At 70.2% G+C, this 23,548-nt stretch carries 26 protein-coding genes; 18 read left to right on the forward strand and 8 right to left on the reverse strand.

Features of this window, described 5'->3' with window-relative positions; translation table 11 throughout:
• Positions 1-9 precede the first annotated feature (9 nt).
• Positions 10-966 carry a methylmalonyl Co-A mutase-associated GTPase MeaB gene (gene meaB, locus ACIBU0_RS11735; protein ID WP_398815361.1) on the forward strand — a complete coding sequence of 319 codons (957 nt, stop codon included), beginning with the start codon at positions 10-12 and terminating at the stop codon, positions 964-966.
• A gap of 179 nt (positions 967-1,145) precedes the next feature.
• Here the strand turns inward: meaB and ACIBU0_RS11740 are convergent, their stop codons facing one another.
• Positions 1,146-1,760: a PepSY domain-containing protein gene (locus tag ACIBU0_RS11740; RefSeq protein ID WP_398815364.1), complete on the reverse strand. Its 615-nt coding sequence runs from the start codon at positions 1,758-1,760 to the stop codon at positions 1,146-1,148.
• Positions 1,761-1,876: 116 nt separating this feature from the next.
• On the opposite strand from ACIBU0_RS11740, the gene ACIBU0_RS11745 reads away from it, so the two are divergent.
• Together ACIBU0_RS11745 and ACIBU0_RS11750 are read left to right on the forward strand one after the other, a co-directional pair.
• The gene (locus ACIBU0_RS11745; protein WP_398815367.1) at positions 1,877-2,554 is read left to right on the forward strand and encodes a response regulator transcription factor; all 678 of its coding nucleotides are present in this window, start codon (positions 1,877-1,879) and stop codon (positions 2,552-2,554) included.
• A complete protein-coding gene (locus tag ACIBU0_RS11750) occupies positions 2,551-4,002 on the forward strand; it encodes a sensor histidine kinase (protein ID WP_398815370.1) in 1,452 nt (483 codons plus the stop codon). The genes ACIBU0_RS11745 and ACIBU0_RS11750 overlap by 4 nt, the downstream gene beginning before the upstream one ends.
• A gap of 20 nt (positions 4,003-4,022) precedes the next feature.
• Here the strand turns inward: ACIBU0_RS11750 and ACIBU0_RS11755 are convergent, their stop codons facing one another.
• The 4 genes from ACIBU0_RS11755 to ACIBU0_RS11770 form a co-directional block, all read right to left on the reverse strand.
• Positions 4,023-4,499 (reverse strand): MarR family winged helix-turn-helix transcriptional regulator, encoded by a 477-nt coding sequence (locus ACIBU0_RS11755; RefSeq protein ID WP_398815373.1) that lies wholly within the window; start codon positions 4,497-4,499, stop codon positions 4,023-4,025.
• A 122-nt stretch (positions 4,500-4,621) separates the two neighbouring features.
• Positions 4,622-5,419, reverse strand: a complete 798-nt coding sequence (locus ACIBU0_RS11760; RefSeq protein WP_398815376.1) for an AIM24 family protein — start codon at positions 5,417-5,419, stop codon at positions 4,622-4,624.
• Positions 5,416-6,066 carry an AIM24 family protein gene (locus tag ACIBU0_RS11765; RefSeq protein WP_398815379.1) on the reverse strand — a complete coding sequence of 217 codons (651 nt, stop codon included), beginning with the start codon at positions 6,064-6,066 and terminating at the stop codon, positions 5,416-5,418. Before ACIBU0_RS11765 ends, ACIBU0_RS11760 begins: the two co-directional genes overlap by 4 nt.
• A 1-nt stretch (position 6,067) precedes the next feature.
• Positions 6,068-6,700 (reverse strand): AIM24 family protein, encoded by a 633-nt coding sequence (locus ACIBU0_RS11770; protein WP_398815573.1) that lies wholly within the window; start codon positions 6,698-6,700, stop codon positions 6,068-6,070.
• A 509-nt stretch (positions 6,701-7,209) separates the two neighbouring features.
• On the opposite strand from ACIBU0_RS11770, the gene ACIBU0_RS11775 reads away from it, so the two are divergent.
• The 9 genes from ACIBU0_RS11775 (at position 7,210) to ACIBU0_RS11815 (ending at position 13,409) form a co-directional block, all read left to right on the forward strand.
• A complete protein-coding gene (locus ACIBU0_RS11775) occupies positions 7,210-7,554 on the forward strand; it encodes a DUF3817 domain-containing protein (RefSeq protein WP_398815382.1) in 345 nt (114 codons plus the stop codon).
• A complete protein-coding gene (locus tag ACIBU0_RS11780) occupies positions 7,551-7,847 on the forward strand; it encodes an MTH1187 family thiamine-binding protein (protein ID WP_398815385.1) in 297 nt (98 codons plus the stop codon). The genes ACIBU0_RS11775 and ACIBU0_RS11780 overlap by 4 nt, the downstream gene beginning before the upstream one ends.
• A gap of 335 nt (positions 7,848-8,182) precedes the next feature.
• The gene (locus ACIBU0_RS11785; RefSeq protein ID WP_398815388.1) at positions 8,183-9,292 is read left to right on the forward strand and encodes a SchA/CurD-like domain-containing protein; all 1,110 of its coding nucleotides are present in this window, start codon (positions 8,183-8,185) and stop codon (positions 9,290-9,292) included.
• Between the two features lie 72 nt (positions 9,293-9,364).
• Entirely contained in the window at positions 9,365-9,829 is a 465-nt protein-coding gene (locus tag ACIBU0_RS11790) for a cupin domain-containing protein (protein ID WP_398815391.1), read from the forward strand.
• Entirely contained in the window at positions 9,826-11,094 is a 1,269-nt protein-coding gene (locus ACIBU0_RS11795) for a beta-ketoacyl-[acyl-carrier-protein] synthase family protein (RefSeq protein WP_398815394.1), read from the forward strand. Before ACIBU0_RS11790 ends, ACIBU0_RS11795 begins: the two co-directional genes overlap by 4 nt.
• A complete protein-coding gene (locus ACIBU0_RS11800; protein WP_398815396.1) occupies positions 11,091-12,356 on the forward strand; it encodes a ketosynthase chain-length factor in 1,266 nt (421 codons plus the stop codon). The genes ACIBU0_RS11795 and ACIBU0_RS11800 overlap by 4 nt, the downstream gene beginning before the upstream one ends.
• 18 nt (positions 12,357-12,374) lie before the next feature.
• Positions 12,375-12,641, forward strand: coding sequence for an acyl carrier protein (locus tag ACIBU0_RS11805; protein ID WP_398815399.1), 267 nt, complete (start codon positions 12,375-12,377; stop codon positions 12,639-12,641).
• Position 12,642: 1 nt separating this feature from the next.
• Complete coding sequence (locus ACIBU0_RS11810) at positions 12,643-13,101, forward strand: SRPBCC family protein (RefSeq protein ID WP_398815401.1); 459 nt, start codon at positions 12,643-12,645, stop codon at positions 13,099-13,101.
• A complete protein-coding gene (locus ACIBU0_RS11815; RefSeq protein ID WP_398815404.1) occupies positions 13,086-13,409 on the forward strand; it encodes a TcmI family type II polyketide cyclase in 324 nt (107 codons plus the stop codon). Before ACIBU0_RS11810 ends, ACIBU0_RS11815 begins: the two co-directional genes overlap by 16 nt.
• An 81-nt stretch (positions 13,410-13,490) precedes the next feature.
• On the opposite strand, the gene ACIBU0_RS11820 is transcribed toward ACIBU0_RS11815, so the two are convergent.
• Together ACIBU0_RS11820 and ACIBU0_RS11825 are read right to left on the reverse strand one after the other, a co-directional pair.
• Positions 13,491-14,462, reverse strand: coding sequence for an amidohydrolase family protein (locus tag ACIBU0_RS11820; RefSeq protein ID WP_398815407.1), 972 nt, complete (start codon positions 14,460-14,462; stop codon positions 13,491-13,493).
• A 59-nt stretch (positions 14,463-14,521) separates the two neighbouring features.
• Positions 14,522-16,153 carry an FAD-dependent oxidoreductase gene (locus ACIBU0_RS11825; protein ID WP_398815410.1) on the reverse strand — a complete coding sequence of 544 codons (1,632 nt, stop codon included), beginning with the start codon at positions 16,151-16,153 and terminating at the stop codon, positions 14,522-14,524.
• Positions 16,154-16,311: 158 nt separating this feature from the next.
• Here ACIBU0_RS11825 and ACIBU0_RS11830 point away from each other — a divergent pair, with 158 nt between their 5' ends.
• From ACIBU0_RS11830 to ACIBU0_RS11850, 5 genes are all read left to right on the forward strand, one after another.
• Positions 16,312-17,580: a cytochrome P450 gene (locus tag ACIBU0_RS11830; protein ID WP_398815412.1), complete on the forward strand. Its 1,269-nt coding sequence runs from the start codon at positions 16,312-16,314 to the stop codon at positions 17,578-17,580.
• A 10-nt stretch (positions 17,581-17,590) separates the two neighbouring features.
• On the forward strand, positions 17,591-17,896 hold the full coding sequence (locus tag ACIBU0_RS11835) for an antibiotic biosynthesis monooxygenase family protein (RefSeq protein WP_398815415.1): 306 nt from the start codon (positions 17,591-17,593) through the stop codon (positions 17,894-17,896).
• A gap of 372 nt (positions 17,897-18,268) precedes the next feature.
• Positions 18,269-18,778: a MarR family winged helix-turn-helix transcriptional regulator gene (locus ACIBU0_RS11840; protein ID WP_398815418.1), complete on the forward strand. Its 510-nt coding sequence runs from the start codon at positions 18,269-18,271 to the stop codon at positions 18,776-18,778.
• Positions 18,779-18,854: 76 nt separating this feature from the next.
• Positions 18,855-19,193 (forward strand): DUF3817 domain-containing protein, encoded by a 339-nt coding sequence (locus ACIBU0_RS11845; protein ID WP_398815421.1) that lies wholly within the window; start codon positions 18,855-18,857, stop codon positions 19,191-19,193.
• 75 nt (positions 19,194-19,268) lie between these two features.
• Complete coding sequence (locus ACIBU0_RS11850; RefSeq protein ID WP_398815424.1) at positions 19,269-20,969, forward strand: methylmalonyl-CoA mutase; 1,701 nt, start codon at positions 19,269-19,271, stop codon at positions 20,967-20,969.
• Between the two features lie 130 nt (positions 20,970-21,099).
• Here the strand turns inward: ACIBU0_RS11850 and ACIBU0_RS11855 are convergent, their stop codons facing one another.
• Positions 21,100-21,777: a TetR/AcrR family transcriptional regulator gene (locus ACIBU0_RS11855; RefSeq protein ID WP_398815427.1), complete on the reverse strand. Its 678-nt coding sequence runs from the start codon at positions 21,775-21,777 to the stop codon at positions 21,100-21,102.
• Between the two features lie 204 nt (positions 21,778-21,981).
• On the opposite strand from ACIBU0_RS11855, the gene ACIBU0_RS11860 reads away from it, so the two are divergent.
• Positions 21,982-22,959 (forward strand): tetratricopeptide repeat protein, encoded by a 978-nt coding sequence (locus ACIBU0_RS11860; RefSeq protein ID WP_398815430.1) that lies wholly within the window; start codon positions 21,982-21,984, stop codon positions 22,957-22,959.
• Positions 22,960-23,548: the final 589 nt, after the last annotated feature.

A 23,548-nucleotide genomic window follows, 5' to 3' on the forward strand; every position in this document is an offset into this window, starting at 1 on the left:
GGAGCTGTGATGCAGGACGTCTCCACCTTGGTGGCCCAGGCCAGGGAAGGCCGGCCGCGGGCCGTGGCCCGGCTGATCTCCCTGGTGGAGGGGGCGTCCCCGCAGCTGCGGGAGGTCATGGCGGCGCTGGCCCCGCTGACCGGCAACGCGTACGTCGTCGGCCTGACCGGATCCCCGGGCGTCGGCAAGTCGACGTCCACCTCGGCGCTGGTGACGGCGTACCGCAAGCAGGGCAGGCGGGTCGGCGTCCTGGCCGTCGACCCGTCCTCGCCGTTCTCGGGCGGCGCCCTGCTCGGCGACCGGGTCCGGATGTCCGAGCACGCCTCCGACCCGGGCGTCTACATCCGCTCGATGGCGACGCGGGGCCACCTGGGCGGCCTCGCGTGGGCCGCCCCGCAGGCGATCCGCGTCCTGGACGCGGCGGGCTGCGACGTGATCCTGGTCGAGACGGTCGGCGTCGGCCAGTCGGAGGTGGAGATCGCCTCTCAGGCCGACACCTCCGTCGTCCTCCTCGCCCCCGGCATGGGCGACGGCATCCAGGCGGCGAAGGCGGGCATCCTGGAGATCGGCGACGTGTACGTCGTCAACAAGGCCGACCGCGACGGCGCCGACGCCACCGCCCGCGAGCTCAACCACATGCTCGGCCTCGGCGAGTCCCGCGGCCCGGGCGACTGGCGCCCACCCATCGTCAAGACGGTCGCCGCCCGCGCCGAGGGCGTCGACGAGGTCGTGGAGGCCCTGGAGAAGCACCGCGCCTGGATGGAGGAGCGGGGCGTCCTCGCCGAACGCCGCCGCGCCCGCGCCGCCCGCGAGGTGGAGACCATCGCCGTCACGGCCCTGCGCGAACGCATCGCCGACCTCCACGGCGACCGTCGGCTCGGGGCGCTGGCGGAGAAGATCGTCGCCGGGGACCTGGATCCGTACCGGGCGGCGGACGAGCTGGTGGCGGGCCTGACGCGGGCCTAGCCCCTGGGGCTCCGCCATGCTTCGCTCGCGCCGCGGGGGTTGACGCCGGGATGCGCGACGAACGGCCGTCGAGGGCTGGTAGCGCTGTTCCCCGCGCCCCTTGGGGCGATGCCGACCCGCGTCTTTTCAGCCCGTCCGGCGTTTGAGGACGAGGCCCTTTCGGGCCGACAACCCCGACGTCAGTCGTCGTCGCCGTCGTCCTGGCCGTCCTGGTCGTCGTGGTCCTGGGTGACCTTGCCCGTCTTGAGGTCGACCTTCCACTCGCCCTTCGTGGTGTCCACACTCCATGCCGCCGGGCGGTCGTCGTCGAGGTCGACGTCGGTGACGGTGCCCTTCGCCGCGGCGGCCTGTGCGGCCTCGCGGGCGTCGACACCCGCGCCCTTCAGCGCGGCCAGGTCCTCGCGGCCGTCGTTGTCGTCATCGTCATCGTCGTCCCGCTGGGCGCCGAGGACCTTGCCGTCGTCCGCGGAGACCCGGACGTCGTACTCGGCGCCGTCGCCCTTGACGACGTTCACCTCCCAGACCTTCGGGCCGGCGTCGTCGAGGTCGGCGGAGACGGCCGTGCCGGGCGTGTGCTGCAGCGCGGCCGCGATCGCGTCGGCGGCGGTGACCTCGGCGGCCTCGGCCTGCGCACGGACCTCGCTGGTGTCGTCGTCCCGGTCGTCGGCGACCCGTGCGTTCGACGGGCGCTGCGTGGGCGCGCTGTCGTCGTCACCGGTGGCGTAGGCCGCGACGGTGCCGCCTCCGATCAGGGCCGCGGCGGCGACGGTGGCGATCACGATGTTGCGCTTCATCCCGTTTCCTCCCAAGTCGTTCTCGTTTCGACGGGAATCAATCTGCCGAACCGACGCTGAGCGGAACCTGAAGCCCCCTGAAGAGATCTTCAGCTTCGCCTTGCGAACCTTTACGCATGCGCCTGTTGATCGTGGAGGACGAGAAGCGCCTTGCCCTGTCGCTCGCCAAAGGGCTGACGGCCGAGGGATACGCCGTGGACGTCGTCCACGACGGCCGGGAGGGGCTGTACCGGGCCTCGGAGGGGTCGTACGACCTCGTGATCCTCGACATCATGCTGCCCGGCATGAACGGCTACCGCGTCTGCGCCGCCCTGCGCGCCGCCGGCCACGAGGTGCCGATCCTGATGCTCACCGCCAAGGACGGCGAGTACGACGAGGCCGAGGGGCTGGACACCGGCGCGGACGACTACCTGACCAAGCCGTTCTCGTACGTCGTCCTCGTCGCCCGCGTCAAGGCGCTGCTGCGGCGCGGGGGTCAGGGCGCCGGGGCCTCTCCCGTGCACGTCAACGGGGATCTCAAGGTCGACACGGCCGCGCGCCGGGTCTTCCTCGGCGACGCGGAAGTGACCCTCACCGCCAAGGAGTTCGCGGTGCTGGAGACGCTCGTCGTGCGGGCGGGCGAGGTGGTGTCCAAGGCGGAGATCCTGGAGCACGTCTGGGACTTCGCTTACGAGGGCGATCCGAACATCGTCGAGGTGTACGTCAGCACCCTGCGGCGCAAGCTGCGCGCCGGGCTCATCCGGACGGTCCGCGGCGCCGGTTACCGGCTGGAGAGAGCGGAGGCGTCGGCGTGAAGGGCCGCCTCTTCGGGTCCGTCCGGTCCCGGGCGACGCTGGCCGCCACCCTCGTCGTCGCGGTGGCGCTGGTCGCGGCCGGGGCCGCCGTGCTGCTGTCGCTGCGCTCCAACCTGATCGGGCAGGCCGCCACGGAGGCGGAACGCACGGCACGCGCCGTCGCCTCGGACATCGCGCTCACCAAGCCGCAGGACCGGCTGTCGGTGGACAAGGACGTGCCGGTCCAGATCGTCGGCGAGGACGGGAAGCTGCTCGCGGCGAGCGAGGACCTGGAGCGGATCAGCGGCACGGGCACCGACGCGGTGCGACCGCAGCCGCAGCCGTCGCCCGGGGGAGCCGCGAGCGACTCCGGCGACTCCGGCGACTCCGGCGACTCCGACGACGACGCGGACGACGACTCCTCCCTCGCCTCCCTCGAACCGGGCGAGGTCAGCGACCACACCACCTTCACGAACGGCACCGCCACGGTCGACGGCGAGACCGACGAATACCGCTTCGCCAAGGTCCATGTGGAGGTCGACGGCAGGGGCACGCTCGCCGTGTACGCGGGCGCGCCGCTCTCCGCCGAACAGGGCGCCGTCAAGACGGCGTTGACCGTGATGCTGATCGGCTTCCCGCTGCTGCTCGGCGTCGTCGCGGGCGTGACCTGGCTGGTCACCCGGCGCGCGCTGCGCCCGGTCGAGGGCATCCGCAGCGAGATGGCCGCGATCACCGCGTCCGAGGACCTCGCGCGCCGCGTGCCGGTGCCGGACACGTACGACGAGGTCGCCCACCTCGCCCTGACCACCAACGAGACGCTGGCCGCCCTGCAGACCTCGGTGGAACGCCAGCGCCGCTTCGTCGCCGACGCCTCGCACGAGTTGCGCAGCCCGATCGCCTCCCTGCGCACCCAGCTCGAAGTGGGCGCCGCGCACCCCGACTTGCTGGACCTCGACGGAGCCGTGGAGGACACCGTACGGCTGCAGGACCTCGCGGCCGACCTGCTGCTGCTCGCCCGACTGGACGCGGGCGAGCGGCCCGGCGACGCGCGGTTCGACCTCGGCGCGCTGGCCCGGGAGCGGGCCGACGGGCGGGCGGACGTGACGGTCAGCGCGCAGGCCGTTCAGGTGGCGGGGGCGCGCGGGCAGGTGGGCCGGGTGCTCACCAACCTGCTGGACAACGCCCAGCGGCACGCCCGCTCGGCGGTCACGGTGACCGTCCGCAAGGACGGGGAGTGGGCCGTCGCTGCCGTCGCCGACGACGGGGACGGGGTGGCCGAGGCCGACCGGGAGCGGATCTTCGAGCGGTTCGTACGGCTCGACGAGGCCCGCAGCCGCGACGACGGCGGTGCGGGGCTGGGCCTGGCCATCGCCCGCGACGTCGCCGTACGGCACGGTGGCACGCTCACCGTGGGCCGGGCGCCGGCGGGCGGAGCCCTGTTCGAACTCCGCCTGCCGCAGGCTCGGTAGGCGCCGGGTGCGCCCGGGCGTTACGGGCGCCCGCGATGACCGCGCAGGTGCTCCGCGATCGGCTTGAGGGCCTTGTCGAGCTCCGTCAGGGCCTCGGGGGACAGCAGATCGATGAAGTGCTTGCGCACGGACGCCACATGGTGCGGCGCGACCTTCTTCATCGTCTCCATGCCGTGGTCGGTGAGGACCGCGTAGAGCCCGCGGCGGTCGGACTCGCAGTTCTCACGCCGGACCAGGTTCGCGTTCTCCATCCTGGTGATCTGGTGGGAGAGGCGGCTCTTGGACTGGAGGGTGGCGGACGCGAGGTCACTCATCCGCATCCGTACGTCCTCCGACTCGGAGAGATTCACCAGGATCTCGTAGTCGTTCATTGTCAGGCCGAACGGCTGCAGGTCCTTCTCGAGCTGGTACGTCAACAGCCTGTTGACCTCCAGGTGGGTGCGCCAGGCGCACTGCTCCGCATCAGTCAGCCAGGGGGTGGCCGTCTCGGTCTCCATGAATGAAGTCTACCTAAGAAGTTGAAAGGCGAACTAGTGAGGGTTTCTGTGACATACCCGTGCGCACACGGTGGCATGACTGTGTGCGCACACGTTCGATGTCACACTCCGCAGACTACCGCTCACAGCCCGAAGCGACGCTGGAGGTCCCCCAGCTGTCCGGGAAGGCGCGGTACACCGGCCATTTGTGAAGGGCCTGTGTGGGTGCCACTGGAACCGGGTACTCCGGCGCCCGGCGGGACCGCCCCCGTGGCCTGCTCCGCCATGAGGGTCTCGGTCGACTGGAGCAGGACCGTACCCGCTCCGACGAACTCGAACTGATGCTCCTCTCCGGAGGCCCCTCCGAGGCCCGTCAGTGCACGTAGACCGCCCATTACGCCGGTCATGTAGCCATGGTCGTAGTGGTGGCACGGCGACGGGCAGTCGGCCCAGCCGACGAGCGCCTGCGGGTCCACCCGGATCGGGGGTTCCATGAACACCACCGGACCGTTAGATGCGGCCACGAACTTTCCGGTTCCGATGAGTGTCAGAAAACCCGGCACGATCGATTGCTTGAGGGCAAGACTTGGCTGAAAAGCGAGCAGGTTGCCCGAGCGAATGGTCAGGTTGCCGTCTTCCAGGTCGTACGAGTTCACGTCGAAGGCCCGGTCGGCCAGCAGCATCTTCCCCGAGCCCGCCGCGACGACCCAGTCGCTCGCGTGCAGAGGCGAATGAAAGGACGTACGGACAAGACGGTCCAGTCCGCCGTGCCCGATGCCGTTGAACTCCATGGAGCCGTAGTAGGCGATCATCTTCCCCTTCTGCAGGAACCACTGGCTCCCCTTGAGCTCCACGCAGAAGGTGTAGGCGTTGACGTTGTCGTCGGAGGGCAGCGTCGCGGGGTCGTGGATCGTGGGTCCCGCGCCCGGGTAGTGGCTCACAGCTTCTCCTCCGACGCCTGGACGTACACCGCACCGTTGCCGCTGAGCTCCAGCTGGAAGGCCTCGCCGGAGCCGCGGCCCACCATGTCGCGCCAGCTCAGGGCGGTCGACAGCTTGTTGCGTACGTCGCCGTGGTGGGCGACGTAGGCCTGGGGGTCGACGTGGACGGGCCGCTGCGGGGTGATCGGGATCTCGAAGACGCCGCCGTGCGCCATCACGGCCACCGCGCCGTGCCCCTTCAGGGTGGTGGTGAACAGCCCCTGCCCGCTGATCTGCCCCCGGACGATGCCCATGACCCCGCCCTGCGAGCCGAGGAACATCGTGCCCTGCTGAAGGGTGCCCTCGAAGGCGAGGAGGCGGTCCGCCTCGACGCACAGGGTGTCGCCGGTGAGGTTGATCACCTGGACGTGGTGGCCGCCGTGCCCGAAGAGGACGGTGCCGCTGCCCTCGACGGTCATCAGGGGCGTGTCCTCGTTCGCCACCCGGCGCCCGATCATCGACATGATGCCGCCCTGGCCGCCGGCCATGTTGGGGGTGAAGGCCACCTCGCCCTTGTAGGCGAGCATGGCCCCGCGCTGACTGAACAGCCGCTGCCCAGGCAGGACGGTCGCCTCGATCATCTTGGAGTTGATCTCGCGGAAGCCCATGTCACACGTCCCCCGCGATCGTGTTCCGCTCGCTCGGCTGTACGTACACCAGCCCGTCCCCCTCGAAGCGGATCTGGAAGGCCTCGCCGCCGCCCTCGCCCATGAGGGTGCGGAAAGTCACACCCGACTGGAAGGACTGCCGCAGATTCCCCTGGTGGGCCACGTACGCCCCCGGGTCGACGGTCAGCGGATACTGCGGGCTGACCCGCAGGACCACGGCCGGCCCGTCCGACATGATCGCCGCCTGGCCGTGCCCCTCGACGGTCGTCGTGAACAGCCCGTTGCCCTGTGAGGCGCCGCGCATGCCCGTGAAGGTCGTGCCGGTGCGCAGCCCCGCGTCGGTCGCGAGCAGGTTGCTCGACTCGACGTACAGCTTGTCGCCCTGGAGGTTCACCAGGTTGATCTCGGAGGCGCGGTCCGCGAACCAGCACGTCCCGTGCCCCTTCACCTCCATCACCGTCATCTGCTCACCGGTGAGCCGCCGGGTGACCATCCCCCGGATGCCCTCTCCGCCGCCGCTCATCTTCTTGAAGGCCATCTGCCCGTCGTACGCGACCATCGAGCCGTTCTTGGCCTTCACGGCGTCTCCGGTCATGTCGACGGCGAGCACCTTGCTTCCTTGAAGTCGGAACATCGCCACGCAGGGAAGGTAGCCGCTGGCGCACCCCGCCGACAGAGCCCGGGGGTGGACTTCACCCCTGACGACACCCCTACTTCCTGGCGCCGGCCTGCGTCATACGGTCCGTCCGCGCAGCTACGAGGCTCGCTTTTCCTCGCCCCCGCCGCCCCTACCCGTCCCGTCCCTGGGGGCTGCCGCCCCCAGACCCCCGCTTCGGCCCTAAGGGGCCTCGTCCTCAAACGCCGGACGGGCTGAAAAACCAGCCCCTCCGGCGTTTGAGGAGCGGGGGTCCAGGGGGCGGAGCCCCCTGGCGGGGTCGAAGGGGCGGAGCCCCTGGGGGATGGGACGGGTAGGGGCGGCGGGGGCGAGGAAGGGCGGTGCTGTCGTCCACTCGGCGGCCGTCCGACCCCGCACCCGATCCCGTGCCCGGCGTTTGCCACAATGGACCGGCGTTTGTGCTTGTGTTCACAAGCTGATCCGAGCCGACCGACGTCTCTCCCACCGAACCCCACCGAAGGTGACCCGTGGACATCAAGACCGCCACCGCCCTCCGCCGCCTCCGCCTCGTCTCGGCCCCCGAGGCGGTGTCGTTCCTGCTCCTGCTCGTCTGCTCGGTGCTGAAGCGGACCACGGACTTCAACGCGGTACCCGTGATGGGCATGGTCCACGGCGTCCTCTTCATCCTCTACGTGATCTTCTGGGCGGACGCCTGGAACCGCACCAAATGGTCCCTGAAGACCGCGGCCCTCTACTTCGTCCTCTCCGTCCTGCCGGCCGGCGGCTTCGTCGCCGAGCGCAAGCTCAAGCGCGCGGCCGAGGACGCGGTCATCGCCGCCCGCGCCCGCCGGGAAGGCAAGGTCAACGCATGATCGTCGCCTTTTCCGTGACGCCGCTCGGCGTCGGCGAGGACGTGGGGGAGTACGTCGCCGACGCCGTCCGGGTCGTCCGCGAGTCGGGTCTGCCCCACCGCACCGACGCCATGTTCACTTCCATCGAGGGCGACAGCTGGGACGAGGTCATGGACGTCGTCAAGCGCGCCGTGGCCGCCGTCGAGGCGCGCGCACCGCGCGTGTCGCTGGTGCTCAAGGCGGACATCAGGCCCGGTGTGACGGACGGTCTCACCTCCAAGGTGGAGACCGTGGAGCGGTATCTGGCCCAATAGGCCGCGGCCCACAGGCCGCAGCGCGCCGGGGCGGACGTACGGGAGCCGTACGCCCGCCCCGGCGCGTTTCCGTGTCCAACACTCCGCCGTGAACGGGTACTTCGGTCCACGGTCCGGCCGCGACTCCGCCGTCCCGGAACTCGCCTGACACCGTGTCGGCAGTCCGCCCATACCCACATTCCGGCGTACCCGGCGGGCAGTTCCCTCAATTGGCCCGCGCGGCTCGCGGACCCCGTGGCCCTGACCCACGATGAAGGCTCAGGGCCGGAACCCGCGTTCCCGCTGGTGGACAGGGACGGCCGCCGCTTGCTCCCGCGAAGGAAGGGTCTTTTCGGATGACCACTTCGCCCTACACATCCCAGTCGGCATTCGACGGCTCCAGGATGCGCGTCACCCTGCTGGTCGATCTCCACGAAGGCGCCCAGCAGGAGTTCCTCGACGCCTACGAGCAGATGCGCGACCGCGTCGCGTCGGTCCCCGGTCACCTCGGTGACCAGTTGTGCCAGTCCCTGGAGAACCCGTCCCAGTGGCTCATCACGAGCGAGTGGGCGACTGCCCCGCCCTACCTCGCCTGGGTGAACAGTGACGAGCACTTCGAGACGGTCAAGCCCCTGCAGAACTGCGTCCGTGAGCTGAAGTCGATGCGCTACGGCATCGTCCGCGAGACCGGCGGCGCCCGCCCGGGCATCGGCGGACTCCAGCCGGACGTACGGGTCGGCGACGGGGTCACGCGCCACGCCCTGACCTTCACCGTCAAGCCCGGCTCCGAGTCCAAGGTCGCGGAGATCCTCGCCGGCTACGCGCCGCCCGAGTCCCGCGTCGACGACTCCACGCGGCTGCGCCGCACGACCCTGTTCCTGCACGGCAACCGGGTCGTGCGCACCGTGGAGGTGGAGGGCGACCTGATGGCGGCCCTGCGCCATGTCTCGCGCCAGCCCGAGATCCGGGCCGTCGAGGAGGCCATCAACCCCCATCTGGAGCAGGACCGGGACCTGTCCGACCCCGAGTCCGCGCGGGCCTTCTTCGCCCGCGCCGCCATGCCGGCCGTCCACCATGTGGCACGCGGCGGACCGGAACCCGGCGACATCACGCGGCACGCCCTCTACTACCCGGCCCGCAAGGGCTGCGGGATGGCGCTGGCCAGGCTGCTCTCGCGGCAGGACGAGACCGCGGCGGCCGACCCGGCCGGCCCCGTGCACCGCAGCACCGTCTTCCAGCGCGAGGACGTCGTCGTCCGCCTCATCGACGTACGGGGAGACCCAGAGACCGACCCGGTCCGGGCGCTCGGCATCCACGGCCCGCGCAAGGCCGCCGTACTGGCGCGGCTGCTCGACAGCGCCGCACTGGGCCTCGCGGGAGCGCCCACGGGCGGGCGGGAGGCGACCCGCCTCCTGGCCCACGCCGACATGAGCCTGATCACCGACCGCAGGGCTGCGCAGTCCTGACCGCGACGCCGGCCTGATCCACCGGACAGGCCCTCGGGGACCCCACCCCATCGACCGACCTGGAGACAGACCATGGAGAAGATGCGCCCGCGCGTCGTGGACGTGAGAGAGATCGAGCCCAACCGGAAGCGCGGCGGCGACCTGCGCACGCTGCTCACCCCTGTCACCGTGGGCTCCACCAGCGGGTTCATGGGCCTGGCCATCATGCGGCCGGGCGAACGCATCAGCGAGCACTACCACCCGTACTCCGAGGAGTTCGTGTACGTCGTCGAGGGCAGGCTGGAGGTCGACCTGGACGGAGAAACGTTTCCCCTGCGTGCCGACCAGGGCCTGATGATCCCCATCGACATGCGGCACCGCTTCCGCAACGTCGGTGACGAGGAGGCCCGGATGGTCTTCCATCTGAGCCCGCTCGCGCCGAAGCCGAGCCTCGGCCACGTCGACACGGAGGCCCCCGAGATCAGCGACGAGGTCGCGTCGTACCCGCGCATCCAGGAGGAGGGCGGGCAGCCCGAACGATCCGGGGCCCTGTCGTGACCCGGCGGGTGGCGGTCACCGGCATAGGCGTGGTCGCTCCGGGAGGGATCGGGGTGCCCGCGTTCTGGGACCTCCTCTCGAGCGGCCGTACCGCGACACGTGGCATCACCCTGTTCGACCCCGACGGACTGCGGTCCCGGATAGCCGCCGAGTGCGACTTCGACCCCCTCGCCCACGGACTCGAACCCGAAGTGGTCGAACGCGCCGACCGGTACATCCAGTTCGCCCTGGTCGCCGCGACGGAGGCCGTGGCGGACAGCGGTGTCGACTTCGCCGCCGAGAACCCCTGGCGCGTGGCCGTGTCCCTGGGCAGCGCCGTGGGCGGCACGACCCGCCTGGAGCACGACTACGTCCTCGTCAGCGAACGGGGCAAGCGCTGGGACGTCGACCCCCGCGCCGCCGAGCCGGAGCTGCACCGGGCGTTCTCGCCCAGCACCCTCGCGGCGGACGTCGCGGAGCGGTTCGGCGCGCAGGGGCCGGTGCAGACCGTCTCCACCGGCTGCACCTCCGGCCTCGACGCGGTGGGCTACGCCTTCCACACCATCGAGGAGGGCCGCGCCGACATCTGCATAGCCGGGGCGTCGGACTCGCCGATCTCCCCGATCACCATGGCCTGCTTCGACGCCATCAAGGCCACTTCACCCAACAACGACGACCCCGAGCACGCCTCCCGCCCCTTCGACGCCCACCGCGACGGATTCGTCATGGGCGAGGGCGCCGCCGTCCTCGTCCTGGAGGAACTGGAGCACGCCCGCGCGCGCGGCGCGCACGTCTACTGCGAGATCGGCGGTTACGCCACCTTCGGCAACGCCTACCACATGACCGGCCTGACCAGTGAGGGCCTGGAGATGGCCCGCGCCATCGACACCGCGCTCGACCACGCGCGCGTGAACCCCACCGACATCGACTACGTCAACGCGCACGGCTCGGGCACCCGGCAGAACGACCGGCACGAGACCGCCGCGGTCAAGAAGTCCCTGGGCGCCCACGCCTACGAGACGCCCATGAGCTCGATCAAGTCCATGGTGGGCCACTCCCTCGGCGCGATCGGCGCGATCGAGGTCGTCGCCTGCGTGCTCGCCCTGGCCCGGCAGGTGGTCCCGCCGACGGCGAACTACGAGACCCCGGACCCCGAGTGCGACCTGGACTACGTACCGCGCACCGCACGCTCCCGCCGTCTCGACCACGTGCTCTCCGTGGGCAGCGGCTTCGGCGGGTTCCAGTCCGCGGTGCTCCTGACGGGGCCGGCTGGGAGGAAACGATGAACGGTAGTGGCAGTGACATACGCACCCGGCGCACCGCCGTCACGGGGATCGGTGTGGTCGCGCCCAACGGCCTGCACACGGACACCTACTGGAAGTCCGTCAAGGAAGGCGCGAGTGTCCTGGACCGGATCACCAGAGAGGGCTGCGACCACCTTCCGCTGCGCGTCGCCGGCGAGGTCCGCGGATTCGACCCGGCGGCGCTCATCGAGGAGACCTTCCTCGTCCAGACCGACCTGTTCACCCATTTCGCCCTGGCCGCGGCCGACGCCGCGCTGCAGGACGCGGGGCTGACCAAGGCCGCCGCCGTCGCCGACTCCCCGTACTCCGTCGGTGTGGTGACCGCCGCCGGGTCGGGTGGCGGCGAGTTCGGCCAGCGGGAACTGCAGAAGCTGTGGGGGCAGGGATCCCGGTTCGTCGGGCCCTACCAGTCCATCGCCTGGTTCTACGCCGCCAGCACCGGCCAGATCTCCATCCGCAGCGGCTTCAAGGGCCCCTGCGGGGTGGTGGCCAGCGACGAGGCGGGCGGTCTGGACGCCGTCGCGCACGCCGCCCGGGTCGTGGAGCGGGGTACGGACGTGGTCCTGGTCGGCGCGGCCGAGGCGCCGCTCGCGCCGTACTCGATGGTCTGTCAGCTCGGCTATCCCGAACTGAGCACCGACGACGACCCGGCGACCGCCTACCGCCCCTTCACCTCGGCGGCCCGCGGCTTCGTGCCCGCCGAGGGCGGTGCCGTACTGATCGTCGAGGAGGCGGACCGGGCACGCCGTCGGGGCGCGGTCGTACGGGCCACCGTGGCGGGACATGCCGCCACCTTCACCGGCGCCGCGCACTGGGACCAGTCACGGGAGGGACTCGCCCAGGCCATCCACGGCGCCCTCGACGAGGCCGGCTGCGCCCCGGAGGAGATCGACGTGGTCTTCGCCGACGCGATGGGCGTACCCGAGGCGGACCGCGCGGAGGCCCTCGCGCTCGCCGACGCCCTCGGCCCGCACGGCACCCGGGTGCCCGTCACGGCTCCCAAGACCGGCATCGGGCGGTCGTACTGCGGAGCACCGCTGCTGGACATCGCGGCCGCGGTGCTGGCCATGGAGCACGGGCAGATACCGCCGACCCCGAACGTCTTCGACGTCTGCCACGAGATCGACCTGGTGACCTCCACGGCGCGCTCGGCCGAGCTGCGCACGGCCCTGGTCCTCAGCCGGGGACTCATGGGATCCAACGCGGCGCTGATCCTGCGCCGAGGCCCCGGATCCGCTGTCTAGAACGACAAGGAGAACCGTATGACCACCGAAGTGACCCAGCTGACCGTCGAGGAACTGGCCACCCTGATGAAGAAGGCCGCCGGCGTGACCGTCGACCCGGACGACCTGGCGAGCCGGGCGGAGACCCCGTTCGCCGAGTTCGGGCTGGACTCGCTCGGCCTCCTCGGCATCGTGGGCGAGCTGGAGAACCGGCACGGCCTGCCGCTGCCCACCGACGCGGAGCGGTGCAAGAGCCCCCGCGAGTTCCTCGACCTCGTCAACGGCGCACTGACGAGGGGAGCCTGAGGTGCCAGGACACACCGAGAACGAGATCACCATCGCCGCTCCCCTCGACCTGGTCTGGGACATGACCAACGACGTGGAGAACTGGCCGAAGCTGTTCAGCGAGTACGCGTCCGCGGAGATTCTGTCCCGCGAGGGCGACACGGTGACCTTCCGGCTCACCATGCACCCCGACGAGAACGGCAAGGTGTGGAGCTGGGTCTCGGAGCGGACCGCCGACCGCGAGAAGCTCATCGTGCGGGCCCACAGGGTCGAGACCGGCCCCTTCGAGTACATGAACATCGTGTGGGAGTACGAGGAGACCCCCGACGGCACCCGCATGCACTGGACGCAGGACTTCGCCATGAAGCCCGACGCCCCGGTCGACGACGCGTGGATGACGGACAACATCAACCGCAACTCGCCGATCCAGATGGCCCTCATCCGCGACCGCATCGAGGAGGTCTCGTGCACCACGCCCTGATCGTCGCCAGGATGGCCCCGCAGTCGGCAAAGGACATCGCCGGCGTCTTCGCGGCCTCCGACCGCGGCGAACTCCCGCACGTCGTCGGTGTGACCCAGCGTTCCCTGTTCCAGTTCGGCGATGTGTACATGCACTTCATCGAAGCCGAGCAGGACCCGGGCCCCGCCATCGCGAAGGTGGCCGGTCACCCCGAGTTCGTCGACATCAGCAAGAGGCTGGAGGCGTACGTCAGTCCGTACGACCCGCAGACCTGGCGCAGTCCCAAGGACGCGATGGCGCGCTGCTTCTACCACTGGGAGAGGGACTGACCGAAGAACGCGGAAGGCCGCCGCCCGCGCTGACCGAGCGCGGGCGGCGGCCTTTTGGTGCAGGTGGTCTGCGGGCAGCCGTCACAGCCGGGACAGCCGGGCGAGTGCCGGCAGGAGCCGCAGCGCGTTCTGCCGGTTGATGCCCCGGAGCTGTGACTCCGACAGACAGGGGTCGCTGTCCAGCGCGGGCGTCACGCGGTCGGCGATGACATGGGCGGGCGTGGGCGGCCAGTCGGTGCCGAAGAGGATGCGGCCGGGGTCGACCGTCGCCAGCAGCGTGGGCGTGGCCGAGGGGGACATGGGGCCCGCGGTGTCGAAGTAGAACCGGTGCAGGTAGTCGCGGACCCGGCCGGGCTCGATGCCGGGGGTGATGCGCCCGCCGAAGAGTTCGAGCCGGGTGGCCATGTAGGGGAGGAAGCCTCCGCCGTGCGGGAGGATGAAGCTGAGGTTCGGGTAGCGGTCCAGGGTGCCGTTCCTGATGAGGTTGATGGCCGCCCGGGTGGTGTCCATCAGGAAGTCGCACACGAAGGGCGGCATGCCCGGCAGCCCCGTGCCGTCCTGCCCGGCCGGCACTTCCATGGGGTGCGTGCTGATGACGGCGGACCGTTCGTTCAGCTCGTGCAGGAGACGTTCGTGCGACTTGTCGCCGAGCACCGCGCCCTCCACGCTCGTTCGCGTGCTCACCCCGACGGCACCGAGTTCGTCGAGGCCGTACCGGACGCTCCAGGACGACAGCTCCAGGTCGTCGAGGAAGACGGGAGTGAAGAAGGCGAAGCGCGCGGGGTTGCTCTCGACCACGTCGGCGGCCGCGCGCAGGGCGACCCGGGCGCTGTCCTGGCGCTGCACGCGCGAACGGAACCGGCCGAGCATGGCGACGGTCATGACGGAGGTACTGATACCCGTCTTGTCCATGACCTCCAGGGCCGAGTCCAGGTCCCAGCGCGTCCACCAGGGCAGCTTCTCGCGGTTGACCACGCCTTGTGCCTCCGCCCAGTCCAGCCAGGCGGGCGCGGTGAAGTGGTGGTGGACGTCGATGCGTCCGGAAAGGCTCATAACAACGTCCTCCGTGTGGGGGGTTCGGCAGGGGGGTTGTGGGTGCGGCGAGGGGCCGCTCAGTCGCGGCAGAGCACGGTCTGCAGCACGTTCGTCAGGACGCGGTCGGCGTCCGGGATCGCGGCGCCCGCACGCCAGGCGACGAAGCCGTCCGGGCGGACCAGCACGGCACCGTCGTCGGCCGTGCCGTGCAGCTGCGCCCAGTCGGTGTCCGGGTCGGGGGTGAGGTCGTGATCGGGTCCGGTTCCCACGAGATACGCCTCGACCGGGACGCCCAGGTTCAGGGACGCCTTCTCCACGGCATTGCGCCACGTGTGCCCTTCCGACCCGGCGAGCAGCACGAAGGACCGCTCGTACAGGTCGAGCGTGGAGATCCGGCGGCCTTCTCTCCCGACCCACATGTGGGGTGCACGGCTCCCCGGCTCGCCGCCCAGCTGGAAGGCGTCGGGGACGACGGGCCGGTCCGGCGGGGCGCCCACCACGGCGTTCGACGCGTACCGGTAGCAGAGGGCGACGGTCATCAGGTCCGCCGGGTCGTTGTTGCGGCCCGCGGCAGGGCTGAATCCCGGGTGCTGTTCGTCGGCCGCCTGGACGCACGCGCGCGTGCCGGTGGCGAGGGCGACGGGCCGGCGTTCCCGCTCGTAGGAGTCGAGCAGCGGAAGACCGGCCCAGCCGCGCAGGACCGCGGCCAGCTTCCAGGCGAGGTTGTGGGCGTCCTGGATGCCGGTGTTGGAGCCGAACGCACCGGTGGGCGGCATTTCGTGGGCCGAGTCGCCGGCCAGGAAGACCCGGCCCTCGCCGTAGCTGTCCGCGACCCGCTTGGAGGCGTGCCACGGCGCCTTTCCCGTGATCTCGACGTCGATGTCCGCGACGCCGACGGCAGCGCGGATGTGGGCCGTCAGCCGCTCGTCGGTGAAGTCCTCCAGGGTTTCGCCCCGGTCCTGGTACCAGGGAACGTGGATCACCCAGCGCTCCTCGTTGTCCACCGGCAGCAGGGCTGCCTCCCCCTGGGGGTCGGTGACGTAGCAGACGACGAATCGTTTCTCTCCGACGTGGTCCCTGAGCTTCCTGCTGCGGAACGTGACGCTGACGTTGTGGAACAGCTCGCCCGGTCCCGACTGGCCGATCCCCAGCTGCCTTCGGATGGGGCTCCTCGGGCCGTCCGCGGCCACCAGGAAGCCGGCATTCACGGTGTACGTCTCACCGGTGTCCCGGCGCATGATCAGGGCCTCAACGCCCTCCTCGGCTTGCGTGAAGGAGAGCACTTCCGACTCGAAGCGGATGTCGGCGCCCTGGTGACGGGCGTGGTCGAGCAGGACCGGCTCCAGATCGTTCTGGCTGCACAGGCACCAGTCCGAGGAGCTGACCCGGGAGATGTCCATGCCGCCGGAGATGTCCCCGACGATCCAGCGGCGCTGCGACCCCGTGAGTGTGTCCACCTGGAGAATGCCGTCGTTCTCGGCGAGCACACCGGCCGCCTCCCGAATACGCGACTCAAGGCCGGCGGTCCGGTAGATCTCCATGGTGCGCACATTGTTGCCGCGGCCACGCGGGTGCGTCGAAGTCCCGGCATGCCGCTCCACGAGCATGTGCTCAATTCCCAGGCGCCCCAGGAAAACCGAAGTGGAAAGACCCACCAGGGATCCACCGACGATGAGAACAGGTACCGATTCCGCTTCGTGTCCGCTCACATCGACGATGTTTACCAGCTCGGACTCCGGCCCACACGTCCTCCAGGGACCCGACCCATATGGCGCAGTGCCGTTTGCGGCGCGGTGCCGCCCGGGAAACGGTGGCACTGACCGACGGAATCCGACCGCCGGAATCCACGCCTACCCGGGGACCAGCCATGACGCAAGCGTTCGCATCCGAGGAATCCGAGGCACTGTCGCCCGAAGAGGCCGCGGCCGCGGCCTCGGGGTGCAGCCGGGAGTTCCGCGCCAACCCGCATCCCGTGTACGCCGCGCTCCGGGAATCGGCACCCGTGTGCCCGCTGTCGCCGCCCCACGGCGTCGAGACGTACCTGATCACGCGGTACGACGACGCGCGTGCCGCGCTGGCCGACCCCCGGCTGAGCAAGGACATGTACGGCGCCATCGACGCCTACCACCGCATTTTCGGTGACTCGTCGATCGCGCTCGACGACAACATGCTCTTCTCGGACCCGCCGAAGCACACCCGGCTCCGCAGGATCGTCGGCAGTACCTTCACCCCGAAAAGGGTGGAATCCCTGCGCGCACGCGTTCAGCAGATCACCGACGAACTGCTGGACCAATGCCCGGCGTCGGGCACGGTCAACCTGCTCCCGGAGTTCTGTTTTCCCCTGCCGCTCCATGTGATCTGTGAACTGCTGGGCGTCCCGGAAAACGAGCGCAAACAGGCTCAGGAATGGTCCGCCACCGTCGCGCAGACCGGTTTTGGGCCGGAGGCGAGAAAGAAGCTGGAAATCGCCGAGGGAAATCTTCGCGACTATCTCGTGGAGCTGTGCGCGCGAAAGCGGAAGGAGCCGGATTCGGGCCTGCTCAGCGCACTCGTCATGGCGCAGGACGAGGACGGTGCGCTCACGGACCACGAACTGGTCTCCACGGCGTGGGTGCTGCTGTTCGCCGGCCACAAGTCGACCGCCTACCAGATCGGCAATGCCGTCTACCATCTGCTCGCCCAGCCGGAGCAGAAGCAGCTGGCACTCCGGGACGCGGACGCCATGACCGCGGCCATCGAGGAGATCTTCCGCTTCGAGACCTCCGTGGAGAACTCGACGTTCCGCCACGCGACGGAGGACATCGTGATGCGCGACACGCGCATCCCCAAGGGTGCGCTCGTGCAGATCTCGATCACCGGGGCCCACCGCGACCCCGAGGCCTTCGCCGACCCGGACCGGCTGGACGTGACGCGCCCGAACGTCCAGGCGGCGCACATCGCGTTCGGCGTCGGTCCGCACTACTGCATCGGCGCCCCGCTTGCCCGGCTCGAGATGCAGATCGCCCTCACCACCCTCTTCGGGCGGTACCCCCGCATGACCCTGGTCGGCGCCCCGGAGGACGCGCGCTGGCTGACCGTGCCGTTCCCGGCCTTCCGCGGGCTGGCGGAACTGCCCGTCGTCCTCGACCCGTCCTGACGGGAGCGCCATGGAACGCGTGCGTGTCATTCGACTGCTCCACGTCCGGGAAGGACGGGAAGCGGACTTCGTGGCGTCCTACGAGGGCGTGCTCGAACGTGCCGCACGGTCCCCCGGGCACCTCGGCGAGCAGCTGGGCCGCTCGATCGACCACCCCACTCGCTGGCTGCTCACCAGCGAGTGGGACAGCCTGGAGTCGGTCGAACAGTGGCGGGCCGACCCCGATCACCAGGCCCTGGTCGCGCCGATGAACGACTGCCTGCACGACGACCGGTGGACGGCGGTCTTCCGGATCAGGGACACGGCGGCCACCTAGGGGTGTCGTCTGGATCATCCCGGCGTCACGGGGTCTGGCACGCACACCCGCCACGTGGCCGTCGGCCGCCGACTCCCCCACTCTCGACTTCGCTCGACTCGACTTCGCTCGAGCGGGGGACCTCATCGCCTCCCGCTCGGCTCGGCTGGATGGACCCTTCCTTGCCGCCGGCCTGGTCCAGAAGACACCCCTTAGCCAGGGCCTGTCCGGCGGATCTGCCGGCACGGCGGGGGCAGGCGTGCGTATCTGCCGCGTGGTCGTCGGCCTCCGTTCCCTGGGGCCGGACTGGTCCGCCGGAGAGGCCCCAGGCCCGCCCGACCGAAAGGCGAGACGGGGCTGACCAGCATGTGACCGGCCGGTAAGGTCGGTTCCGTGCCGAAGCCGCTCAGTCTTCCCTTCGATCCCATCGCCCGCGCCGACGAACTCTGGAAGCAGCGCTGGGGCAATGTGCCGTCCATGGCCGCCATCACCTCGATCATGCGCGCCCAGCAGATCCTGCTCGCCGAGGTCGACGCGGTGGTCAAGCCGTACGGGCTGACGTTCGCACGGTACGAGGCCCTGGTGCTGCTCAACTTCTCCAAGGCCGGCGAACTGCCCATGTCCAAGATCGGCGAGCGGCTCATGGTGCACCCGACGTCGGTGACGAACACCGTGGACCGGCTGGTCAGGTCGGGTCTGGTGGACAAGCGGCCCAATCCCAACGACGGCCGGGGCACCCTCGCCTCCATCACCGACAAGGGCCGCGAGGTCGTCGAGGCGGCCACCCGCGACCTGATGGCGATGGACTTCGGGCTCGGGGTCTACGACGCCGAGGAGTGCGCGGAGATCTTCGCGATGCTGCGCCCGCTGCGGGTGGCGGCGCACGACTTCGACGAGAGCTGACCCGGATCCGCCCCGGGTCCGACCCGGGCCCCACCCCGGCCAAGATCTCCCGGAACGGGTGGTTACGCTCGTACGCATGAAGAAGAGCGTGCTGACGCGCTACCGCGTCATGGCCTACGTGACCGGCGTCCTCCTCGTCCTGCTCACGCTGGGCGTCATCGCCAAGTACCTGCTGGACATGGACGGCGCCGACAGCTTCACGAGCGTCGTCGGCATCGCGCACGGCTGGCTCTACGTCGTCTACCTCGTCTTCGCCTTCGACCTGGGCGCCAAGGCGAAGTGGCCGGTGAAGCGGCAGCTGTGGGTGCTGCTCGCCGGGACGATCCCGACGGCCGCCTTCTTCGTGGAGCGCAAGGTCACCCGCGAGCTGGAGACCACGGTCTCCGAGGCCTCGCCGGCGGTCGCCAAGGCCTGACCCCCACCGCCGTACGGAACGCGTGCGGCGGTTTCCCATCGACATTTACTAGGACGTCCTAGTAAATTCGAGGGTATGGACGCTGACGCCATCGAGGAGGGCCGCCGACGCTGGCAGGCCCGGTACGACGCCGCGCGCAAGCGCGACGGTGACTTCACCACGCTCTCCGGCGATCCCGTGGAGCCGGTGTACGGACCCCGGCCGGGGGACAGGTACGAGGGCTTCGAGCGGATCGGCTGGCCCGGGGAGTACCCCTACACGCGCGGCCTGTATCCGACCGGCTATCGAGGGCGGACGTGGACCATCCGGCAGTTCGCCGGGTTCGGCAACGCCGAGCAGACCAACGAGCGCTACAAGATGATCCTCGGCAACGGCGGGGGCGGTCTCTCGGTCGCCTTCGACATGCCGACCCTGATGGGCCGCGACTCGGACGACCCGCGCTCGCTGGGCGAGGTCGGGCACTGCGGTGTCGCCATCGACTCGGCCGCCGACATGGAGGTCCTGTTCAAGGACATCCCGCTGGGCGACGTGACGACGTCCATGACCATCAGCGGACCGGCCGTGCCCGTCTTCTGCATGTACCTGGTGGCGGCCGAGCGGCAGGGTGTGGATCCGGCGGTGCTCAACGGGACCCTCCAGACCGACATCTTCAAGGAGTACATCGCCCAGAAGGAGTGGCTCTTCCAGCCCGAGCCGCACCTGCGCCTCATCGGCGACCTGATGGAGTACTGCGCCGCGGGCATTCCCGCGTACAAGCCGCTGTCCGTGTCCGGGTACCACATCCGGGAGGCGGGGGCGACGGCCGCGCAGGAGCTGGCGTACACGCTGGCGGACGGGTTCGGGTACGTCGAGCTGGGGCTGTCGCGCGGGCTGGACGTCGACGTGTTCGCCCCGGGTCTGTCCTTCTTCTTCGACGCGCACGTCGATTTCTTCGAGGAGATCGCCAAGTTCCGTGCGGCGCGGCGCATCTGGGCGCGGTGGATGCGGGACGTGTACGGGGCGAAGAGCGAGAAGGCGCAGTGGCTGCGCTTCCACACGCAGACCGCGGGAGTCTCGCTGACCGCCCAGCAGCCGTACAACAACGTCGTCCGTACGGCCGTGGAGGCGCTGGCCGCCGTGCTCGGCGGGACGAACTCGCTGCACACCAACGCCCTCGACGAGACCCTCGCGCTGCCCTCCGAGCAGGCCGCCGAGATCGCGCTGCGGACGCAGCAGGTGCTGATGGAGGAGACCGGGGTCGCCAACGTGGCCGATCCGCTGGGCGGGTCGTGGTACGTCGAGCAGCTGACCGACCGGATCGAGGCCGACGCCGAGAAGATCTTCGAGCAGATAAAGGAGCGCGGCCTGCGGGCGCACCCCGACGGCCGGCACCCGATCGGGCCGGTCACGTCCGGGATTCTGCGGGGGATCGAGGACGGGTGGTTCACCGGGGAGATCGCGGAGTCGGCGTTCCGGTATCAGCAGGCGCTGGAGAAGGGTGAGAAGCGGGTCGTCGGGGTGAACGCCCACACCGGGTCCGTCACCGGGGATCTGGAGATCCTGCGGGTGAGCCATGAGGTGGAGCGGGAGCAGGTGCGGGTGCTCTCCGAGCGGCGGACGGCCCGGGACGAGTCGGCGGTCCGGGGCGCCCTGGACGCCATGCTGGCGGCTGCCCGAACCGGTGCCAACATGATCGAACCGATGCTGGACGCGGTGCGTGCGGAGGCGACGTTGGGGGAGATCTGTGGGGTGCTGCGGGACGAGTGGGGGGTGTACACGGAGCCGGCCGGCTTCTAGACGTCCTCGCCCCCGCCGCCCCTACCCTTCCCGTCCCTGGGGGGCTTCGCCCCCCAGACCCCCCTTTCGGCCTGAACGGCCTCGTCCTCAAACGCCGGACGGGCTGGATGGGGCTGAGCTGGTCTCGTGTTCAAACGCCGGACGGGCTGGATGGGGCTGAGCCTGGCTCGTCCGTGACGGGTGGACGGGCTGAGTTGTACGCCAGGCCCAGCGACAGGATCCCGGCGAAGCTCCGTGCCCACTCCTCGTCCACCGGTTCCGCGCTGACCAGGGTGCGGTGGACCACCGCTCCCGCCACCATGTCGAAGATGAGGTCGACCGTGCGGGCGGACTCCGCGGGGTCCGTCTCCGGGGGCAGTTCGCCGCGGGACTGGGCCCTTGCGCGGCCCTGGAGGACCAGGCGTTTCTGACGCTCGACGATCGACTCGCGGATGCGTTCGCGCAGGGCCTCGTCCCTGGTCGCCTCCGCGACCACCGCCATCAGGCCACTTTTGGCCTCCGGACGGGCCAGGATCGCCGCGAACCGCAGGACCACGCCCTCGATGTCGGCGGCCAGGGTGCCCCGGTCGGGGAGTTCCAGTTCGTCGAAGAGCTCTGCCACCGCGTCCACCACGAGCTCGTTCTTGCCCGACCAGCGGCGATAGAGCGTGGTCTTTGCAACCCCCGCGCGCGTAGCCACGTCTCCCAGGGTGAGCTTGGACCAGCCCACCTCCACCAGAGCCGCCCGGGTGGCCGCGAGGATCGCCGCGTCCGCCGCGGCACTGCGGGGGCGTCCTGTGGCGCGTGGGGCGGGAGTGGGGGTCTGCATCCCTTGACCATAAGACGACGGTTCTTGTGAGGCCGTGAGGCAGATCACCGGATCGTGGTGTTCCGGAGGCACTCGGTGCCATTACGCTACGACTCGTAGCGAAACCACTGGCGTGGGGTGGGGACCCGGCGTCGTACAGCGCGGAGCACGACCGGCTCTCGCAACACTTTTCACTGAGGCGCGCGGACGGGGGAGGATAGACGCATGCAGCCACGGAACATGTCCATGAGCGGAGTCGTCGACCTCGCCGCGGTGAAGGCGGCCCAGGAGGCCAAGGCGAAGGCGGAGCAGGCGCGGGCCGAGGCCGCCCGGCAGGGCGGGGGCGCCGGTGCCGTATCGCCCGCCGATCTTGTTATTGATGTGGATGAGGCAGGGTTCGAGCGGGATGTCCTGCAGCGGTCCGCCGAGGTGCCCGTCGTCATCGACTTCTGGGCCGAGTGGTGCCAGCCCTGCAAGCAGCTCAGCCCGGTGCTGGAGCGGCTCGCCGTCGAGTACAACGGGCGGTTCCTCCTGGCGAAGATCGACGTCGACGCCAACCAGATGCTGATGCAGCAGTTCGGCGTGCAGGGGATCCCGGCCGTCTTCGCCGTCGTCGCCGGGCAGGCGCTGCCGCTCTTCCAGGGGGCCGCCGGTGAGGCGCAGATCCGCGAGACGCTGGACCAGCTCGTCACCGTAGCCGAGCAGCGGTTCGGCCTGACCGGTCTCGTCGTCGACCCGGACGCCGAGCCGGGTGGCGCCCAGGCCGCTCCCGCCGTGCCGGCCGGCCCGTACGACGCGCTGCTCGAGGCCGCCGTACAGGCCCTGGACGCGGGCGACTTGGGCGGTGCCGTACAGGCGTACAAGAACGTGCTGAGCGAGGACCCGACGAACTCGGAGGCCAAACTGGGGCTCGCCCAGGCCGAGTTGCTGCAGCGGGTGCAGGGTGCCGACCCGCAGCAGGTACGCAAGGACGCCGCCGAGAAGCCCGGTGACGCGCAGGCGCAGATCGCCGCCGCCGACCTGGATCTGGTGGGCGGTCATGTCGAGGACGCCTTCGGGCGGCTCATCGAGACGGTTCGGCGCACGGTCGGTGACGACCGTGACACCGTACGACTTCGGCTACTGGAGCTGTTCGAGGTCGTGGGCGCCGAGGACCCGCGTGTGGCGGCGGCGCGCAGGGCGCTGGCACGTGCCCTGTTCTGACCGGACCGGCGAGCGGGGCGTCGGCCCTGTTCTGACCAGTCACTAAACGCACGGGCGCATGTTGCCCGAGTGAAAGATTTGCCGACAGGGCGTCACTGCGGCCGCGCTTTACCAAATCTTGGTAATCGCGGCCGCAGTTACTTGGGGTAAGTCACAGGCTTCGGTCTGTCAGAGCCTGTCCGGTGATACCTGGATTTGTCCGGTCGCTTGACGCCACCCTGAGTCGCTGTCCGAGACCTGCGGGTCGTTGTTCGGTTATCCGGCCGTTACTACTGAGTAACGAAGCCCCTTGTGCGGGCGGCGAGAATGCACCACGATCGGCCACGCTCGGTCCATTTCCGCACCCCGACAGCCGGTCGGGTCACGGGAGTTCCTGGGTCCCCACCGAGCAGAGTCGGCGGCAGTGGCGTCGGCTCTTGGACAGGGGGGTCTTCGCCCACCCGGCGAAGCCTGTCCAGCAAGGTTGTGCGTGATGCGTGTCAGGCGCGACCAGTGGTTGTCGCTCGGGGGTGATCGCCGGTGATTCGGGCGCGGTTCGCGCCACCGAGCGCGGGCGCTCTCCTTCCCGAGGACGTAGCACTTCTCCCAT

The organism is Streptomyces sp. NPDC049627, assembly GCF_044465645.1.
GTDB lineage: Bacteria > Actinomycetota > Actinomycetes > Streptomycetales > Streptomycetaceae > Streptomyces.

Excerpts from the sequence above, each read along its gene's own strand:
- meaB (WP_398815361.1), top strand. The coding sequence starts at position 10 with ATGCAGGACGTCTCCACCTTGGTGGCCCAGGCCAGGGAAGGCCGGCCG.
- ACIBU0_RS11740 (WP_398815364.1), bottom strand. The coding sequence starts at position 1,760 with ATGAAGCGCAACATCGTGATCGCCACCGTCGCCGCCGCGGCCCTGATC.
- ACIBU0_RS11745 (WP_398815367.1), top strand. The coding sequence starts at position 1,877 with ATGCGCCTGTTGATCGTGGAGGACGAGAAGCGCCTTGCCCTGTCGCTC.
- ACIBU0_RS11755 (WP_398815373.1), bottom strand. The coding sequence starts at position 4,499 with ATGGAGACCGAGACGGCCACCCCCTGGCTGACTGATGCGGAGCAGTGC.
- ACIBU0_RS11765 (WP_398815379.1), bottom strand. The coding sequence starts at position 6,066 with ATGGGCTTCCGCGAGATCAACTCCAAGATGATCGAGGCGACCGTCCTG.
- ACIBU0_RS11770 (WP_398815573.1), bottom strand. The coding sequence starts at position 6,700 with ATGTTCCGACTTCAAGGAAGCAAGGTGCTCGCCGTCGACATGACCGGA.
- ACIBU0_RS11780 (WP_398815385.1), top strand. The coding sequence starts at position 7,551 with ATGATCGTCGCCTTTTCCGTGACGCCGCTCGGCGTCGGCGAGGACGTG.
- ACIBU0_RS11785 (WP_398815388.1), top strand. The coding sequence starts at position 8,183 with ATGACCACTTCGCCCTACACATCCCAGTCGGCATTCGACGGCTCCAGG.
- ACIBU0_RS11790 (WP_398815391.1), top strand. The coding sequence starts at position 9,365 with ATGGAGAAGATGCGCCCGCGCGTCGTGGACGTGAGAGAGATCGAGCCC.
- ACIBU0_RS11800 (WP_398815396.1), top strand. The coding sequence starts at position 11,091 with ATGAACGGTAGTGGCAGTGACATACGCACCCGGCGCACCGCCGTCACG.
- ACIBU0_RS11805 (WP_398815399.1), top strand. The coding sequence starts at position 12,375 with ATGACCACCGAAGTGACCCAGCTGACCGTCGAGGAACTGGCCACCCTG.
- ACIBU0_RS11820 (WP_398815407.1), bottom strand. The coding sequence starts at position 14,462 with ATGAGCCTTTCCGGACGCATCGACGTCCACCACCACTTCACCGCGCCC.
- ACIBU0_RS11830 (WP_398815412.1), top strand. The coding sequence starts at position 16,312 with ATGACGCAAGCGTTCGCATCCGAGGAATCCGAGGCACTGTCGCCCGAA.
- ACIBU0_RS11835 (WP_398815415.1), top strand. The coding sequence starts at position 17,591 with ATGGAACGCGTGCGTGTCATTCGACTGCTCCACGTCCGGGAAGGACGG.
- ACIBU0_RS11845 (WP_398815421.1), top strand. The coding sequence starts at position 18,855 with ATGAAGAAGAGCGTGCTGACGCGCTACCGCGTCATGGCCTACGTGACC.
- ACIBU0_RS11850 (WP_398815424.1), top strand. The coding sequence starts at position 19,269 with ATGGACGCTGACGCCATCGAGGAGGGCCGCCGACGCTGGCAGGCCCGG.
- ACIBU0_RS11855 (WP_398815427.1), bottom strand. The coding sequence starts at position 21,777 with ATGCAGACCCCCACTCCCGCCCCACGCGCCACAGGACGCCCCCGCAGT.
- ACIBU0_RS11860 (WP_398815430.1), top strand. The coding sequence starts at position 21,982 with ATGCAGCCACGGAACATGTCCATGAGCGGAGTCGTCGACCTCGCCGCG.